Here is a 12,970-nt window from a genome sequence, read left to right on the forward strand (position 1 = left end):
TTATCGATTATTATCCAGAGGTAAAGAAAGCGGTAAAGCTATTACTGCAGTGGCTAGAGAATTAGCTGGTTTTGTTTGGGCGATCACTCAAGAGTTAGAAGATGTTTCAAACATTTGAAATGTAGAGTTTTAACTGAATTCATTATAAGCTTCATTTAAATTAGATAGATGGATGAGAATAGGGCTCGAAGGCAAAGAGTAATACCGGAAAGGAAAACCCACGTGCCTCCTCTGTGCTATTTCTATAAGGATAACGCACGTCTCGAGTTAGTGGATTAGTCCTTTATACGGAAAGATAAATTGTGAAAACCCACGGATATCAGAATGCAAACCGCAGTAGAGATTTTTGCCTTCGTGCCGTGTTCTTACCCTCTATTCAACTGTTTAAAAGGGATAAAAGGAGGGACGAACCGACGTTATCTTTAGCTTTAAAGTAGGGTCTCACCTCGCAGAAGACCAGTCAAGGAATACACTTGACAGCCCTTCTGCGAGGTGAGAGGTAATTGGTAAGCTAAAGGTAAGAGATAATTTAGCCAGAATGGCTAATAAGAGTAACCAAAGAAAGAAGCCAGAACAGCTTCTCTTCTTAAAATTGCCCAAAAATAATTTAAAAAACCTTGGAGAGTGGGAGCCTTGACAGTTTCGTTCATATCAGGAGGCTCATCACTCGCCCACGGAAAGCGAGTTGTTCCCCAACACCTCTTCCCCTCATATAACATCTCGAAATCAAGTCTTCGACTTTTCGGCCTTTTAATTGAATAGGCTGGTGAGTTGATTCAGGAGCGGCGGTTCATGAATCGGTTGACAGCCTGTTTATGTTCTTCTGATTCCCATAGCTGCGCACAGGCACGTACTTCTTCATCCATAACGGGAGACATAGCAAGCATCGATAGTTTTTTATCGTACTGCCTCTTCCATACTTTCATTTGTTCGATGGATTTATCAAGAAAACCGGAGAGCAGCTGTTCCAGGCTCTCAAGCTCTTCACTCTCTATCAGACGATGTGCCCAGCCAATCTCAGCGACACGCTTACTGCTATACATTTCCGCTTCTACCAACCATTGGAAAGCGAATTCGGGGCGGATTTTTTCATATAACAGCGCACCTCCACCCCAGCCAGGGGTGATGCCCAATTTCCCCTGGACAAATCCAAACGAAGCATTTCGGACGACAAAGCGGAAATCACATGCCGTAGCAATTTCACAACCTCCGCCACGAGCCTGTCCATTTAACACCGCAACTGTAGGGACTGGGAAGGATGCAAGTTGATAGAGGACTTCTTTCATTGGATATAAGACCTGGAAGGCTTCACTGGCGTTCAAGTCGCCATGTAAATCTTTTAAGTCTCCTCCAGTACAAAAAGCCCGACCTCCTTCACCGGTAACAACTAGACATTTCAAGCTTTCTTCTTCTCTGGCCTGTTTCAGCACTTCAGAGAGTTCAGCCGTCATCTGCTTAGAAACAGCATTCATTTTGTCTGGACGATTTAATGTAATCTTTGCAAAACCAGACGGAAACTTTTCATATGTAATCGTCTCATAACTCATAGCAATCTCCTCCTGCATACTACTAACATCCATTATATATAAAAAACTTGGCTTCCCGCCAAGTTTTCATCAGAAACTCTATATTTTCAAAGTATTATGTCTTTCTATTTAATCTGTTAACAAAGTTAAACATTGATAAAGGTATAAAAAAGATGTCTGAAATGATATCAGACATCTTTTTCCATGCTTATTGTTCGACAACTTGCTTTCCATCATAATGTCCACAAGATTTGCAAACATGGTGAGGCTTCGTGTATTCTCCACAGTTGGAGCATTCCACCATACCTGGTACGTGAAGTTTTTTGTGGGTACGACGTTGGTTCTTCACTTTTTTAGAAGTTTTACGCTTTGGTACTGCCATGTTCTACACCTCCTTCAATCGATCGAAAATCTCTATAGGGATTTTCTCAGTCTTCTTTTTGGTTATCATTGAGTAATGATTGCAGTTTAGCCATTCGAGGATCCACTTTTTTCTCCTTGGCTTCCTCTGTGACCAGTTGCCAGCCTTGACCTTCCTGTGGTGCCTGATCATATGCTTCCTGTTTTTCGGAAAACACGCGAAAAGGAACCTCCAAGAGTACATTTTCCTTTATATAAGGCGTCAAGTCAAGAACTTCTCCATCAACTGGATGAATTTCTGATTCATCTTCTTCCTCATAAAAAGGTGACGTGGAAAAGACTTCTATGGCATCCACGTGAAATGGATATTCAACATCTACCAGTGTGCGGGCACATGGGAGGATCATCGTTCCATCAATGGTAAATTGAAAAGTAATCTCTTCCCCTTGCATCGTCGCCTGCCCTTTGACTTGGACTGGCGGCAGCTGCCGAATATCATTTTTCATTTCTTCTAATTCACTAATATCTACATCATCTTCAAATACAAACGGCTCATCACCAGCTTGCTTGAGCTTTTGTAGCGGAAATTTCATTAATATCACCTCATGGCAACAAGAGTAATTGTAAATATAATTTAACCTTTTGTCAACATATTTTCTTTACACACACGAAAAGCGGAAGTGCCTGGATTTCTGCCCCGCATTTATATCATGTTTTACTAAAATAACACATCTGAAACCTTATTGGCGAATCATTGCACTACATGGCCTGGATATTTTTGCTACAATAAGTCTAAACAGTCAATAATACGGAATACATACTATTGTAAGGAAAGGAACGGTTATGATGAAAGCATGTGGACTGGTGGTTGAATATAACCCTTTTCATTATGGACATCTTCACCATCTGGAACAATCCAAAAAAGAAACAGGCGCTGCATGTATGATTGCTGTCATGAGCGGGCCATTTCTGCAGCGTGGTGAGCCGGCTATCATAGATAAGTGGTCAAGAGCCAGGGCCGCACTGGAATCAGGAGTCGACCTGGTAGTGGAACTTCCTTCCCTGTTTGCTGTGGAGCATAGTGACTTATTCAGCAAGGGGGCTGTTCTGACCTTAAAAGAGCTTGGTATTGACGCCTTATGCTTCGGGAGTGAACATGGAAATATCACGAGCTTCACAGAAGCTGCTGAAGTATACGCATCCTCTCAAAAAGAATTTGACAGTAAGCTGCATGAATTGTTATCCTCCGGGCTATCTTTTCCGGAGGCGGCAAGACACGCTTACCAGTCTATCGGACTGACCGAGGGAGAAGTCGATTTAGCCAAACCGAATAATATACTTGGTTTTAGTTATGTCAAACAATTGCTCAAATATGCTCCAGAAGTAAAAGCAGCGACAATCCAGAGAATCAGTAGTGACTACCATGATGAAACCATCACCGGCGAAATCGCAAGTGCCACAAGTATTCGTAAGGAGCTTTTGTCTGCCAGATCCATCACGGATATAGCTGAACAAGCCCTCCCTGTAACAACAAGAACTGTGCTGAGCGACTATAAGCGAAAAACACACCAGTGGCATGATTGGGAATTATATTTTCCCTTTTTGCATTATCGTATCCTAACCATGAGTGCGACAGAGTTAAGGAACATCCATACGGTTGAAGAGGGACTGGAAAACAGAATGAAACGGGTTGCCAAACAAGCCGGAACTTTCCGGGAACTGATGGAAGGTATGAAAACAAAACGGTACACCTGGACCAGGCTGCAACGGATGTTCACCCATATCTTATGCAACACAAAAAAAGATGAAGCAGAGGCCTTGCTTTCACTTGAAAAAATGCCTTATGTGCGGATTCTCGGCATGAATGCAACAGGGCAGTCCTATTTGAAAGAAGTACGTAAAGATGCTGACGTACCATACATCAATCAAATCCAGCAAATGGACGACCCGCTATTAAAGATAGATGAACGAGCTTCGAACGCCTACTACAGTATCTTTCCAGCTCGACTGAAACAATATATGCTGCAACAGGAATTACAGCCCCCGCTCCGGGTACATGCCATCCAAGATAAATGAAAAATGACCTGGCATACATAGCTGCCAGGTCTTTTTTCGTTTATGCTTTCGGTTCTAATTGTTCCAGGTAGTCGAGGGCTTCCTGGAAGGTATCAACCGGAACAACTTTCATGGAAGTATCAATCTTTTCTGCTGTCCTCTTTGCTATGTCGTAATTTGATCCTTCTTTGCCACCTTCATTAGGAGCAAAGAAAATATCAACGCCTTCTCTGTCTGCGGCCAATACTTTTTTATCAATCCCGCCAATCCTTCCTACTTCCCCTTCATAGGAAATCTCACCCGTACCAGCAACCATATAACCTTTTGTTATATCCTCATCAGTCAGCTGATCATAAATTTCCAGGGAGAACATCAGACCGGCACTAGGACCGCCTATTTCCCCGCTCTTGAATTGAACTTTAGGATTGACCTCCACACTCCGGTCCGTAACAAGGGTAATACCGACGCCTACTTTTTCTTTCTGATCCGGGAAAGGAGCCAATTCGATTTCTTTGACCATTTCTTCGCCTTCCCTTTCAAGCGTAAGTTCTACAGAATCTCCTGCACCCATTTTTTCTACGTATTCCACCAGGTCACTGGATTCGTTTATTTTCGTATCATCCACTTGAATGATTCTGTCTCCCGGCTTCAATTCCTTTTCGGCTGGCATACCTTTAAGTAAGTTCATCACATAGACGCCTTCATACTGAATGTCGATATCTTTGTCTGCCGCTTGATAGGCCACTACCTGGGCAGCTTCCTGTGAGGTCTCCATCATCTGCAGCTGGGCATGATAATATTCGCTTTCAGAAATGCCTTCCGGCCGGATATCTTCTATCGGATAAATTTGATGATAAGATCTTACCTTTGCCAGTAAGTACTGGATCGGTGTCGCCTGTCCTCCTCTTACTGTCACCAGGTGCATTTCTCCTGAGCTGTCATACGCGCCTTCCACCTGGACGACAGGGTTGAGTTCTTCCGCTCCTCCCGGTTTATAAATATAAAATGGCAGCCGGTAACCACCTAGAAACAATGCTAATAAGATCGTTATGATTGCTGTTATAATATAACGCCTGCTTAACTTCATGCTATGACTCCTTCCAATTTGCCAACAGTCCCTTGATCTTGCTGATTTGGTCTACTGCTGCTTTCTCTCCCTCTGCTACAATCTCTTCAATATCCGTAAATGCTCGTGTACTGAACCTGGAGACATCAGGACGAATCATGATATCTGCTGAAACACCTAAATGACTGACGAGTTCATCCTGCATAATATCAATACTTTGGGTTATTACATCATAGATCGAATGTATTTCAGCATCTCCGCTGAAATGGGCACAGTCTACAGCTATCACCATATCCGCTCCCATGTCCTTTGCGACGGAAGCAGGTACCCGGTCAATGACACCGCCATCTATGTACAATCGACCTTCAATTTTTTCCGGCACAAAAATACCCGGAATGCTAATACTGGCACGTACCGCATTACTCGCATTTCCCTTCGTGAATACTTTCTTGCTTCCTGCATACAGGTCAGTGGCCACCACTCCCATCGGAACAACGAAGTCCTCGATATTCTTGTTGTACGTGAATAGTCTTATATATTCTTTGATTCTTTTCCCTTGAATGAAACCCATTTTCGGGACAGTGAAATCAAGGTAATACTTCCGTTTGAACGTTGCTGCCAACTTATATAAGTCATCAATTTTCTGACCAGCTGCATAAAATGCACCTACAAGTGCCCCCATGCTGCTCCCGGCAATTATATCGATCGGAACATTGTTATCATGAAGAGCCTTCAACACTCCCAGGTGGGCAAAGCCTCTCGCTCCACCTGAACCTAATGCCAGACCAATTTTTGGACGTTTCACTCCTGATCTCTCCCTGGTGTCGTTATTTTACTTCTATTTTATGGCATATCAGAAGGCACTATGTGCATATCTTTAAAAGACGAACGTATGCTTGTCTTAATTGTAAACATTCTACTATGGATAAAAATAGAAGTACAGAAATCTGAACGTTTTTCTTGAGGAGGCGGACATGAAGTCACAAATCAAATCTTTCATACTCGCCCTTATAACGATTCTTTTTGCTATTCTGCTAATTCAATACCCCGACCAGGCTTTATCTGCCAGCATCCGTGGTCTGAATATGTGGTGGGAAATTGTCTTTCCTTCTCTGCTCCCTTTCTTTATCATTTCAGAATTGATGATCGGGTTTGGTGTAGTGACCTTTATCGGTGTCTTATTCGAACCGATCATGCGGCCGCTGTTCAATGTCCCCGGTGCCGGGAGCTTCGTATGGGCAATGGGCATGGCCAGCGGGTACCCTTCCGGAGCTAAAATCACCGCCCGTCTCAGACAGGAAAAACAATTAACCCGAATTGAAGCAGAGCGTTTGGTTTCCTTTACAAACGCTTCGAATCCATTGTTCATTTTTGGGGCGATAGCTGTTGGTTTTTTTAATGATCCTGTATTAGGAATGCTCCTCGCGGTAAGCCATTATGGCGGCAACACGATGGTCGGAATAGTCATGCGCTATTACCACCGTAAAGATAAAAGCTCCAAAGCTAATCATGAGCGTTTCTCGATCAAACGGGCATTCCGGGAGCTGCACGAAACTAGGATAAAGGACGAGCGTCCCTTTGGAAAACTATTCGGTGATGCTGTATTGTCCTCGATTCAGACATTATTGATGATTGGCGGGTTCATCATCATTTTTTCTGTATTAAATAAACTGTTGTTCGTTACAGGAGTCACCGAAATAATTGCGGCCAGCTTTACTTTTTTATTAACTTTCCTGCATTTGCCGGAAGTATTAAGTATCCCGATTTTCTCTGGCTTGATGGAAATTACCATGGGTTCTCAAATGATTTCCCAATCAGGAGTCGAAATGCTGTTTGCAGCTGTCGCTGTCAGCTTTATCCTTGGCTTCAATGGTTTTTCCGTCCAGGCTCAAGTCGCAAGCATCCTGGCGGAGACAGATATACGTTTTTATCCATATTTCCTGGGCCGCCTGATGCATGGCCTCTTCGCGAGTGTATTATGTATTTTACTATTCCAGCCGCTATATGCCTCCCAAACCGAGGGATCGTCAGGTGCTATACCAGTGCTTTCAAAAATTAAAGAATCTGGGTGGCCGATGCATGTCCTGGAACAGCTCTCGCATTACGGTCCTATCATTACCATTGCCAGCCTGATGGCCGGTTGTCTCATCCTTTGGAAACAGCGTAAAACAAGTCATTTCTTTAAATAATCAAGGAAAACCTGCCAATCGTTGACGGCAGGTTTTTTCATTATCAAGAATATTTATTCTTTAACGCGGCTTCTACTGGAGGCGGCACGAGATCAGAAACGGACGCCTGATACTTTGCTACCTCTTTGACTATGCTCGAGCTCAGGAACGAGTATTGATTATTTGTCATCATAAAAAAGGTTTCAATCTCTTCATTCAGTTTCCTGTTCATCGAGGTGATTTGCATTTCGTATTCAAAATCACTGACGGCTCTCAGCCCGCGAAGAATCGCCTGTGCGTTCTTGCTTTGGGCGTATTCCATCAATAGCCCCCCACAGGAATCAACGGAAACGTTTTCAATGTCTTTAGTCACTTCTTCAATCAATGCCTTTCGTTCTTCCACATCGAAAAGCGGGGCTTTTGACTGGTTATTAAATACGGCTACAATGACATGATCAAAAACTTTGGCACCTCTTTGGATGATATCGAGATGTCCATATGTAATCGGGTCGAAACTGCCAGGACAAATGGCTAGACGTGTCATACTATATCCTCCTCATCGGTATATGCTGATGGCAATCGTGCCACCATAGACTTCATGTTTCATTAAAGGTACACCAGCCAGCTCATCAGGCAAGTGTTCATCGGCATCATGTTCACATATGATGATACCTTCGTCTTTCAACAGATCATGTTCCCTGATCGCTTCCACCAGTTTTTCATAGGATACTTGCTGATAGGGAGGGTCAAGGAAAATGATATCGAACTTCAAGCCACGTTTACCGGCAGCTTTCATAGCACGGAAAGCATCTGTTCGGAATACCTCTGCCTGCTCTTCTATATTAAGCGACTTCAAATTCTCGTATATCGTCTGAATTGCTTTTGGATGTTTATCGACGAAAACACAATGGTCCAACCCCCGACTCAATGCTTCGATGCCAAGACCGCCACTTCCTGCGAATAAATCAAGTGCCTGGCCGCCTTCGAAAAAAGGACCAATGATTTGGAATAATGCTTCCTTAACTTTGTCCGTTGTCGGACGAGTAAGGCGGTTAGGGACCGGACGCAGCTGTCTTCCTTTATGTTCTCCAGCAATCACTCTCACAAGATATCCTCCTTATGTAGAACAGTTATCAGCTAATTTCTTTTTTTAAAATAACCTGGAACAAGGATTGGTGATGCCAAGTCATTCTACATTATCCTACCACAAACTTTCTTCTTCGTGAAACTTCTCCCATTGCTAATAAAAATAAGGAAAAATTTTTGTATAAATTCCTGTTGTAGCGTTCATAATAACCAATGAAGCAGGAAGCAATGGCTTACTGCTTTAGAAGACGGAGAAGGCTTACATCCCCATAAGCCTTCCTCCGGTTTCTCCTCTCCCTTTGCTTTTTGTTTCTCCAAGTCAGAAACAAAAAGACGGGCTGTCCGTTTACCGGGCAGCCCTATTTTTGTTTTTCCTCGAAGGTAAGTCGTTGCTATACTTAACCGTTCACAACTTCTGTATTACATGCTAAAGTAAATGCGGGACACATTACATAAAATGAGGTGGCATATACATGAATCAAAAATTCATTGAACTGGGAGAAGGAACCGCTGACTTGTATGAACTGATTGAAATCGGGGACCGGATGGCTGACCGCATTAAACACCTGATGACATTTGCTACAATTAAGAATGGACAGCCTGTCGTTTCACTCGCTGTCGTTCTCCATCCATCAGGCGATGATAAATTCCAGCCGATTTATATCTGCCGGGAAGGTATTCCGGATCCTGAAGAAAAGAAAACACAACGTTATCAAATGTTTGAACAGCTCGCAGTCCGTCTGGATAAGTCTATCATTCCTCTTACAGTGAAGTCTTCCGATCAATTTTATGAGACAGCTCTTTATTATCAGCATCTGATCGGTATCCTAAGGATGAATCGTTATATTGCACCATTAACTTAGATTCATAGTCTACATTTACCGGCCTTTTCATGGCTTGTCCGCATCAAAAAACTGAGTAATCCAGGCCAATAACAAAGCCAGTCTCACCTATAGCAGGCAGACTGGCTTTTTTGATGTCTAGGAAATTATAAAATTTTCTTTTTGTGGATAACTTTACGTGGTTGGTCCCATCCAGCTCCAGCGCCTACCCCCTCGAGGTCTTAAGCCAATCCTCTCTGTGACAAAAAACGTCACGGCGAGGATTGGCTTAAGCTTGTCGGGGGTGAGCAAGGCGCTTGCGCTTTTGTTCTTATATTCCCATTTTGTAATCGTATTGTTTAGCTTTATCTGGCTTTGCGTTTTCGTAGTTTGTTTTTACCTCCGGCTTATAGGAAGGAACCACTCTCGAGACGAACGGAAAACGTTCGAGTTTTTCCATCGTATCTTCGTGTTGCTCTTTATCTACGTATAAAATGGCATACTTGCTCTTTTTGGAAGCATAGATCAAATGACCATGCTTTTTTATTTGTCTTAAGTTCTTCATATGCTGAAAATAAATGACCATACCTTGTCGCTCGACGTTCATAGTTTTTCCTCGCTTTTATAGGCATTTACAGCAAGTGTATCAGAATTATAATTTTCAGGCAATTATTGTGGCATAGGATTTGCTTGTTATTGAAAAACGCAGGTGGGAAAGATAGGATAGAATAAACGCGGTGCAGGAATGGAGAGATGGGAATGACGGATCACGAACGTGCATGGGAGAAATTTATCAACTATATGAAAGAAGCAGAAAGCATCCGTACCTTTGAAGTGAAATCCTTTACCGGCCTCCCTTTCATTTATATCCAACCCCGGCCGGAAACCTCGCAGCAGGAATTGGAAGAGCTCCTGAAACGCTCTGCAGCAGGTGCTATGAAAGGAAAACGCCTGACTCTTGCGATGAGTTTCGTTCGCAAAAGCCAAGCGTTCTATGTGTATAGGGTCCGATTTCTGGTCCCTCAGCGTAAAATGTTCTGTTGCGGAAACCTTTGTGATGACTGCATCCGTTTCACTGATCCCTTATGAATCAGGAGGCGCACCCACAGCCTCCGCCAGTACCGCATCCACAGCCGCTGTCAGTTAGGGCCATGCCATCACGAGGTACCTTGATATTTTCTGAAACACTGAAGGCCACAAGTTGACTCACTTCATCAAGAAGCTTCTGGAGTGCCCGTTCTTTCATCTTGAAAGCGGCAACTTTATCATTCATGTCCATTTCCCGTTTTACGGATCGGACCTCTTTCATTATACGGTAGTAATCAGGATGGTAGCGGCCAAACCGCTCCACATCTTCATATTGATCTTTGATTTGTTGAAAGTCATGAATCAGCCGTTGTGCCTGATCGTCTTCTTCCAGCTGCTTTTTTGCGGATTGGTAGTCCTCCATGACCTCTGATTGCAAAATCATTTGCCCGATTTGCTCAGAGGAATCCAACAAATCGACGATTTCCATCGTGGCCAGCATTTGTTTCACCTCCACTACTATCATATCAAATATGATAGTAGAAAGAAATGCACCAGGTTATTCATCTTTCATAGCTCTGGCCATCTGAACCAGCATATTCATCATTTGCAGCTGGTTCCCGATTTTTTCCACGCGCTGAATCGGTGTCCGTCCAAAGAACCGTTTCATCTCTTTATCAAAGACTGTCTGCTGTCCTGGGTCTCTTGTCAACTTTCTGTACCATTCAGGATTCATGCGAATGAAAGCCAGGCGTTCCTCATTCTCCTGTAAAAAACGATAGTTTTCTGCTTGCAATTCAGATCAGTCCTTTAAAAACGGAAAATTGTTGTTACCTGGGCCTTTAGGGGAGCTTTTCATTTCCTGAAACTGCTTTACCAGTGTCTGCAGATTTCCAAGCGCGCCATTCAAGTGATGGATATGGCCATTGATATTTTCCCAATTGACCTGGTCGACCATGTGTACAAACTGGTTCATCCATTCCTTTTTATCTGTTGACTTCTTCTCTTGTGATTGATCGTGATGGTCATCGCTTCGATAATCATCAAAGAAAGGGTCATCTTCTCCTAATAGAAGCCACTTTTCATAATAGTGTTGGAGATTTTCACGATTACTGCGCAGCTCTTTTTTCAGTTTCGGGTGATTATTTACGAATTCTCGGAACTGTTCAACACTTGGATGAAGCTTGTTGCTTACCATATGCTGCACCTCTTTTACTCAAGGATTACCTGTTATCAGCCTATGCCCACGCCTATAAAATGTGCGGGGAGGACGAGGAGGATTTATATGTTCATTGCATCCGTAGTGGTTCCTATCCTTATTTTTTATTTTTATCTGCGTACAAAAAGAGAACGGGAAAAATATGAACAGGAATGGCGAACATACGGAAAAGTTACATCCGGTGCTATTCTGGAGGGGAGAATCCTCCGAACCGTCTCTTATAAAGAAAAGTTTTACCAGGACCTTTATCTGCTGGTTACGGAATTGTGGGTCGATAGTAAGCAAGGAAGAGTGAAAGCGATAAAAAAAGAACCCGCATCCTCTGACCATGAGAAGGCTGGGTTCCGTACCGGGGAACATGTCCGGTTATCTGGCGAATGGCATCATTCTACATTTTATTTTTAACGAGGCACCAGGAAGTTTTGCGTATAGTAGTCTTTGTAGACGCCGACGCCAAGATGGGAATAGTTATCATGAAGCAGGGCTTCCCGGTGACCTTCACTATTCAACCATCCTTCCATAGCTGCAGCAGCATCCGGATATTGGGCGGCTATATTTTCACCAGCACGCGAGTAGGTCACTCCATCAGCCTGTAACCGTTCCTGCAGCCCAACGCCGTCCGGTGTATAATGAGAGAAATAATTATTATCCCTCATATCCTTACTGTGCTTGAAAGCCACTTCTGCTACAGGCTCCGACCACTCCAACGCACCTTTACCAAACCGGTGCCGGTAGCGGTTGGTTATATCAAAGATTTGTCGCTCCCTCGCTTCTTCAATTGCTTCCCAGTCTTCCTCCAATACTGTTTCCTTGGGCAGTTTTCCCCGATAAGAAATCTGATATGGCTGTTGTTTTAACAGAACTTCATAATTCATGACGCGAATAGATGAAAGCTGTTCAGTAAAGGTGTCGAAATAAAGCTGGGCATAAACACTGTGACTTAATTGTACCAGCGGCCGGGTCTTCAAATCATCCTCGGATAATTGAAAAGTGTATTGTTCCACACCTTTTTTATAAGAGACTTCTTTTTCAAAATCATGCTGGGATTGAACCGCTTGATACTCATCACCAATGGTAAGTGGATCAGCGTTCGTCTCGTCTCCTGTCAGAAACCAGGTCACAATCTTTTCCTCATCGATTCCGAATTGTAAATACTTATCGGAATCCTGATTATAAACCCACCAAGTATAGCCATAAGCGGTTGGGTCTTTTCGCTCCGGCTCTCCGTACTCCTCGATCAAGGATTGTTCGTCTTTACCGATCCATTTATACATATCCCCTTCAATAGACAAGCTTTCCTCTTCTTCGCTTGTATCAGGTGGTTCTTGTGATTGATCTTCTTCTAACATTTCAGCAAGCTTTACTGCAGCATCCTTTCCTTTCTGCAGCCCTTTTTCAAGTTTTCCATCAGCGAAATCTCCTGTAACTGCCAGGTAGATTCCCCCAGCTATCAAAACCAGCAGGACGAGGCGTATCAGATTCATGTCTTCTCTCCCTTATTTTAAATCATGTGGATTCTATCACAGATGCTACTATATTTTTACCATCAGTATAGTCGAACCTGCAACTATTTATGACTATCCTAACCGCATCAGAAACAGTTCTTTATTACCATAACTCTGTTTGCTATTGATATTACCCAC

General features: G+C 43.2%; 17 protein-coding genes. 5 read left to right on the plus strand and 12 right to left on the minus strand.

The features are described 5' to 3' along the window. Positions 1-776: 776 nt before the first annotated feature. The 3 genes from ACGTNI_RS07330 to ACGTNI_RS07340 all read right to left on the minus strand — a co-directional run bounded on the left by ACGTNI_RS07330 (position 777) and on the right by ACGTNI_RS07340 (position 2,479). Complete coding sequence (locus tag ACGTNI_RS07330) at positions 777-1,547, minus strand: enoyl-CoA hydratase/isomerase family protein (RefSeq protein WP_394461175.1); 771 nt, start codon at positions 1,545-1,547, stop codon at positions 777-779. Between the two features lie 187 nt (positions 1,548-1,734). Next, positions 1,735-1,908 (minus strand): 50S ribosomal protein L32, encoded by a 174-nt coding sequence (rpmF, locus tag ACGTNI_RS07335; protein ID WP_028782672.1) that lies wholly within the window; start codon positions 1,906-1,908, stop codon positions 1,735-1,737. 46 nt (positions 1,909-1,954) lie between these two features. Continuing rightward, entirely contained in the window at positions 1,955-2,479 is a 525-nt protein-coding gene (locus tag ACGTNI_RS07340; protein WP_394461178.1) for a YceD family protein, read from the minus strand. 250 nt (positions 2,480-2,729) lie between these two features. On the opposite strand from ACGTNI_RS07340, the gene ACGTNI_RS07345 reads away from it, so the two are divergent. Further along, a complete protein-coding gene (locus ACGTNI_RS07345) occupies positions 2,730-3,962 on the plus strand; it encodes a nucleotidyltransferase (RefSeq protein WP_394461180.1) in 1,233 nt (410 codons plus the stop codon). Positions 3,963-4,002: 40 nt separating this feature from the next. Here the strand turns inward: ACGTNI_RS07345 and ACGTNI_RS07350 are convergent, their stop codons facing one another. Together ACGTNI_RS07350 and ACGTNI_RS07355 are read right to left on the minus strand one after the other, a co-directional pair. Continuing rightward, complete coding sequence (locus ACGTNI_RS07350) at positions 4,003-5,028, minus strand: SepM family pheromone-processing serine protease (RefSeq protein ID WP_394461182.1); 1,026 nt, start codon at positions 5,026-5,028, stop codon at positions 4,003-4,005. Position 5,029: 1 nt separating this feature from the next. Further along, entirely contained in the window at positions 5,030-5,812 is a 783-nt protein-coding gene (locus ACGTNI_RS07355; RefSeq protein WP_394461184.1) for a patatin-like phospholipase family protein, read from the minus strand. A 169-nt stretch (positions 5,813-5,981) separates the two neighbouring features. On the opposite strand from ACGTNI_RS07355, the gene spoVV reads away from it, so the two are divergent. Beyond that, positions 5,982-7,196, plus strand: coding sequence for a dipicolinic acid transporter SpoVV (spoVV, locus tag ACGTNI_RS07360; protein ID WP_394461186.1), 1,215 nt, complete (start codon positions 5,982-5,984; stop codon positions 7,194-7,196). Positions 7,197-7,239: 43 nt separating this feature from the next. Here the strand turns inward: spoVV and coaD are convergent, their stop codons facing one another. Both coaD and rsmD read right to left on the minus strand, forming a co-directional pair. Further along, on the minus strand, positions 7,240-7,719 hold the full coding sequence (gene coaD, locus ACGTNI_RS07365; RefSeq protein WP_394461189.1) for a pantetheine-phosphate adenylyltransferase: 480 nt from the start codon (positions 7,717-7,719) through the stop codon (positions 7,240-7,242). Between the two features lie 12 nt (positions 7,720-7,731). Further along, complete coding sequence (gene rsmD, locus ACGTNI_RS07370; RefSeq protein ID WP_394461191.1) at positions 7,732-8,280, minus strand: 16S rRNA (guanine(966)-N(2))-methyltransferase RsmD; 549 nt, start codon at positions 8,278-8,280, stop codon at positions 7,732-7,734. A gap of 454 nt (positions 8,281-8,734) precedes the next feature. Between rsmD and ACGTNI_RS07375 the strand changes: the two genes are divergently transcribed. Further along, positions 8,735-9,124, plus strand: coding sequence for a DUF7147 family protein (locus ACGTNI_RS07375; protein WP_394461193.1), 390 nt, complete (start codon positions 8,735-8,737; stop codon positions 9,122-9,124). Between the two features lie 289 nt (positions 9,125-9,413). On the opposite strand, the gene ACGTNI_RS07380 is transcribed toward ACGTNI_RS07375, so the two are convergent. Next, the gene (locus ACGTNI_RS07380) at positions 9,414-9,689 is read right to left on the minus strand and encodes a YlbG family protein (RefSeq protein ID WP_085508035.1); all 276 of its coding nucleotides are present in this window, start codon (positions 9,687-9,689) and stop codon (positions 9,414-9,416) included. A 152-nt stretch (positions 9,690-9,841) separates the two neighbouring features. Here ACGTNI_RS07380 and ACGTNI_RS07385 point away from each other — a divergent pair, with 152 nt between their 5' ends. Continuing rightward, a complete protein-coding gene (locus tag ACGTNI_RS07385; protein ID WP_085508033.1) occupies positions 9,842-10,171 on the plus strand; it encodes a hypothetical protein in 330 nt (109 codons plus the stop codon). 1 nt (position 10,172) lies between these two features. Here the strand turns inward: ACGTNI_RS07385 and ACGTNI_RS07390 are convergent, their stop codons facing one another. The 3 genes from ACGTNI_RS07390 to ylbD are packed head-to-tail and all read right to left on the minus strand — an operon-like array spanning position 10,173 to position 11,306. Next, a complete protein-coding gene (locus ACGTNI_RS07390) occupies positions 10,173-10,610 on the minus strand; it encodes a YlbF/YmcA family competence regulator (protein ID WP_085508031.1) in 438 nt (145 codons plus the stop codon). Positions 10,611-10,667: 57 nt separating this feature from the next. After that, the gene (locus ACGTNI_RS07395; protein ID WP_062445697.1) at positions 10,668-10,904 is read right to left on the minus strand and encodes a YlbE-like family protein; all 237 of its coding nucleotides are present in this window, start codon (positions 10,902-10,904) and stop codon (positions 10,668-10,670) included. A 6-nt stretch (positions 10,905-10,910) separates the two neighbouring features. Further along, a complete protein-coding gene (gene ylbD, locus ACGTNI_RS07400) occupies positions 10,911-11,306 on the minus strand; it encodes a spore coat protein YlbD (protein ID WP_394461196.1) in 396 nt (131 codons plus the stop codon). Between the two features lie 87 nt (positions 11,307-11,393). Here ylbD and ACGTNI_RS07405 point away from each other — a divergent pair, with 87 nt between their 5' ends. Further along, the gene (locus ACGTNI_RS07405) at positions 11,394-11,732 is read left to right on the plus strand and encodes a hypothetical protein (RefSeq protein ID WP_085508027.1); all 339 of its coding nucleotides are present in this window, start codon (positions 11,394-11,396) and stop codon (positions 11,730-11,732) included. Here the strand turns inward: ACGTNI_RS07405 and ACGTNI_RS07410 are convergent. Beyond that, entirely contained in the window at positions 11,729-12,811 is a 1,083-nt protein-coding gene (locus tag ACGTNI_RS07410; RefSeq protein WP_394461198.1) for a CAP domain-containing protein, read from the minus strand. The two genes, ACGTNI_RS07405 and ACGTNI_RS07410, sit on opposite strands and share 4 nt — an antisense overlap. Positions 12,812-12,970: the final 159 nt, after the last annotated feature.

It is taken from the genome of Thalassobacillus sp. B23F22_16 (genome assembly GCF_043496955.1).
GTDB classification, from domain to species: Bacteria; Bacillota; Bacilli; order Bacillales; family Halobacillaceae; genus Thalassobacillus; species Thalassobacillus devorans_A.

Bases quoted from the DNA above. Each gene is read 5' to 3' on its own strand.
- ACGTNI_RS07340 (WP_394461178.1), bottom strand. From the start codon at position 2,479: ATGAAATTTCCGCTACAAAAGCTCAAGCAAGCTGGTGATGAGCCGTTT.
- ylbD (WP_394461196.1), bottom strand. From the start codon at position 11,306: ATGGTAAGCAACAAGCTTCATCCAAGTGTTGAACAGTTCCGAGAATTC.
- ACGTNI_RS07380 (WP_085508035.1), bottom strand. From the start codon at position 9,689: ATGAACGTCGAGCGACAAGGTATGGTCATTTATTTTCAGCATATGAAG.
- ACGTNI_RS07345 (WP_394461180.1), top strand. From the start codon at position 2,730: ATGATGAAAGCATGTGGACTGGTGGTTGAATATAACCCTTTTCATTAT.
- ACGTNI_RS07375 (WP_394461193.1), top strand. From the start codon at position 8,735: ATGAATCAAAAATTCATTGAACTGGGAGAAGGAACCGCTGACTTGTAT.
- coaD (WP_394461189.1), bottom strand. From the start codon at position 7,719: ATGACACGTCTAGCCATTTGTCCTGGCAGTTTCGACCCGATTACATAT.
- rpmF (WP_028782672.1), bottom strand. From the start codon at position 1,908: ATGGCAGTACCAAAGCGTAAAACTTCTAAAAAAGTGAAGAACCAACGT.
- spoVV (WP_394461186.1), top strand. From the start codon at position 5,982: ATGAAGTCACAAATCAAATCTTTCATACTCGCCCTTATAACGATTCTT.
- ACGTNI_RS07350 (WP_394461182.1), bottom strand. From the start codon at position 5,028: ATGAAGTTAAGCAGGCGTTATATTATAACAGCAATCATAACGATCTTA.
- ACGTNI_RS07390 (WP_085508031.1), bottom strand. From the start codon at position 10,610: ATGCTGGCCACGATGGAAATCGTCGATTTGTTGGATTCCTCTGAGCAA.
- ACGTNI_RS07405 (WP_085508027.1), top strand. From the start codon at position 11,394: ATGTTCATTGCATCCGTAGTGGTTCCTATCCTTATTTTTTATTTTTAT.
- ACGTNI_RS07330 (WP_394461175.1), bottom strand. From the start codon at position 1,547: ATGAGTTATGAGACGATTACATATGAAAAGTTTCCGTCTGGTTTTGCA.
- ACGTNI_RS07385 (WP_085508033.1), top strand. From the start codon at position 9,842: ATGACGGATCACGAACGTGCATGGGAGAAATTTATCAACTATATGAAA.
- ACGTNI_RS07410 (WP_394461198.1), bottom strand. From the start codon at position 12,811: ATGAATCTGATACGCCTCGTCCTGCTGGTTTTGATAGCTGGGGGAATC.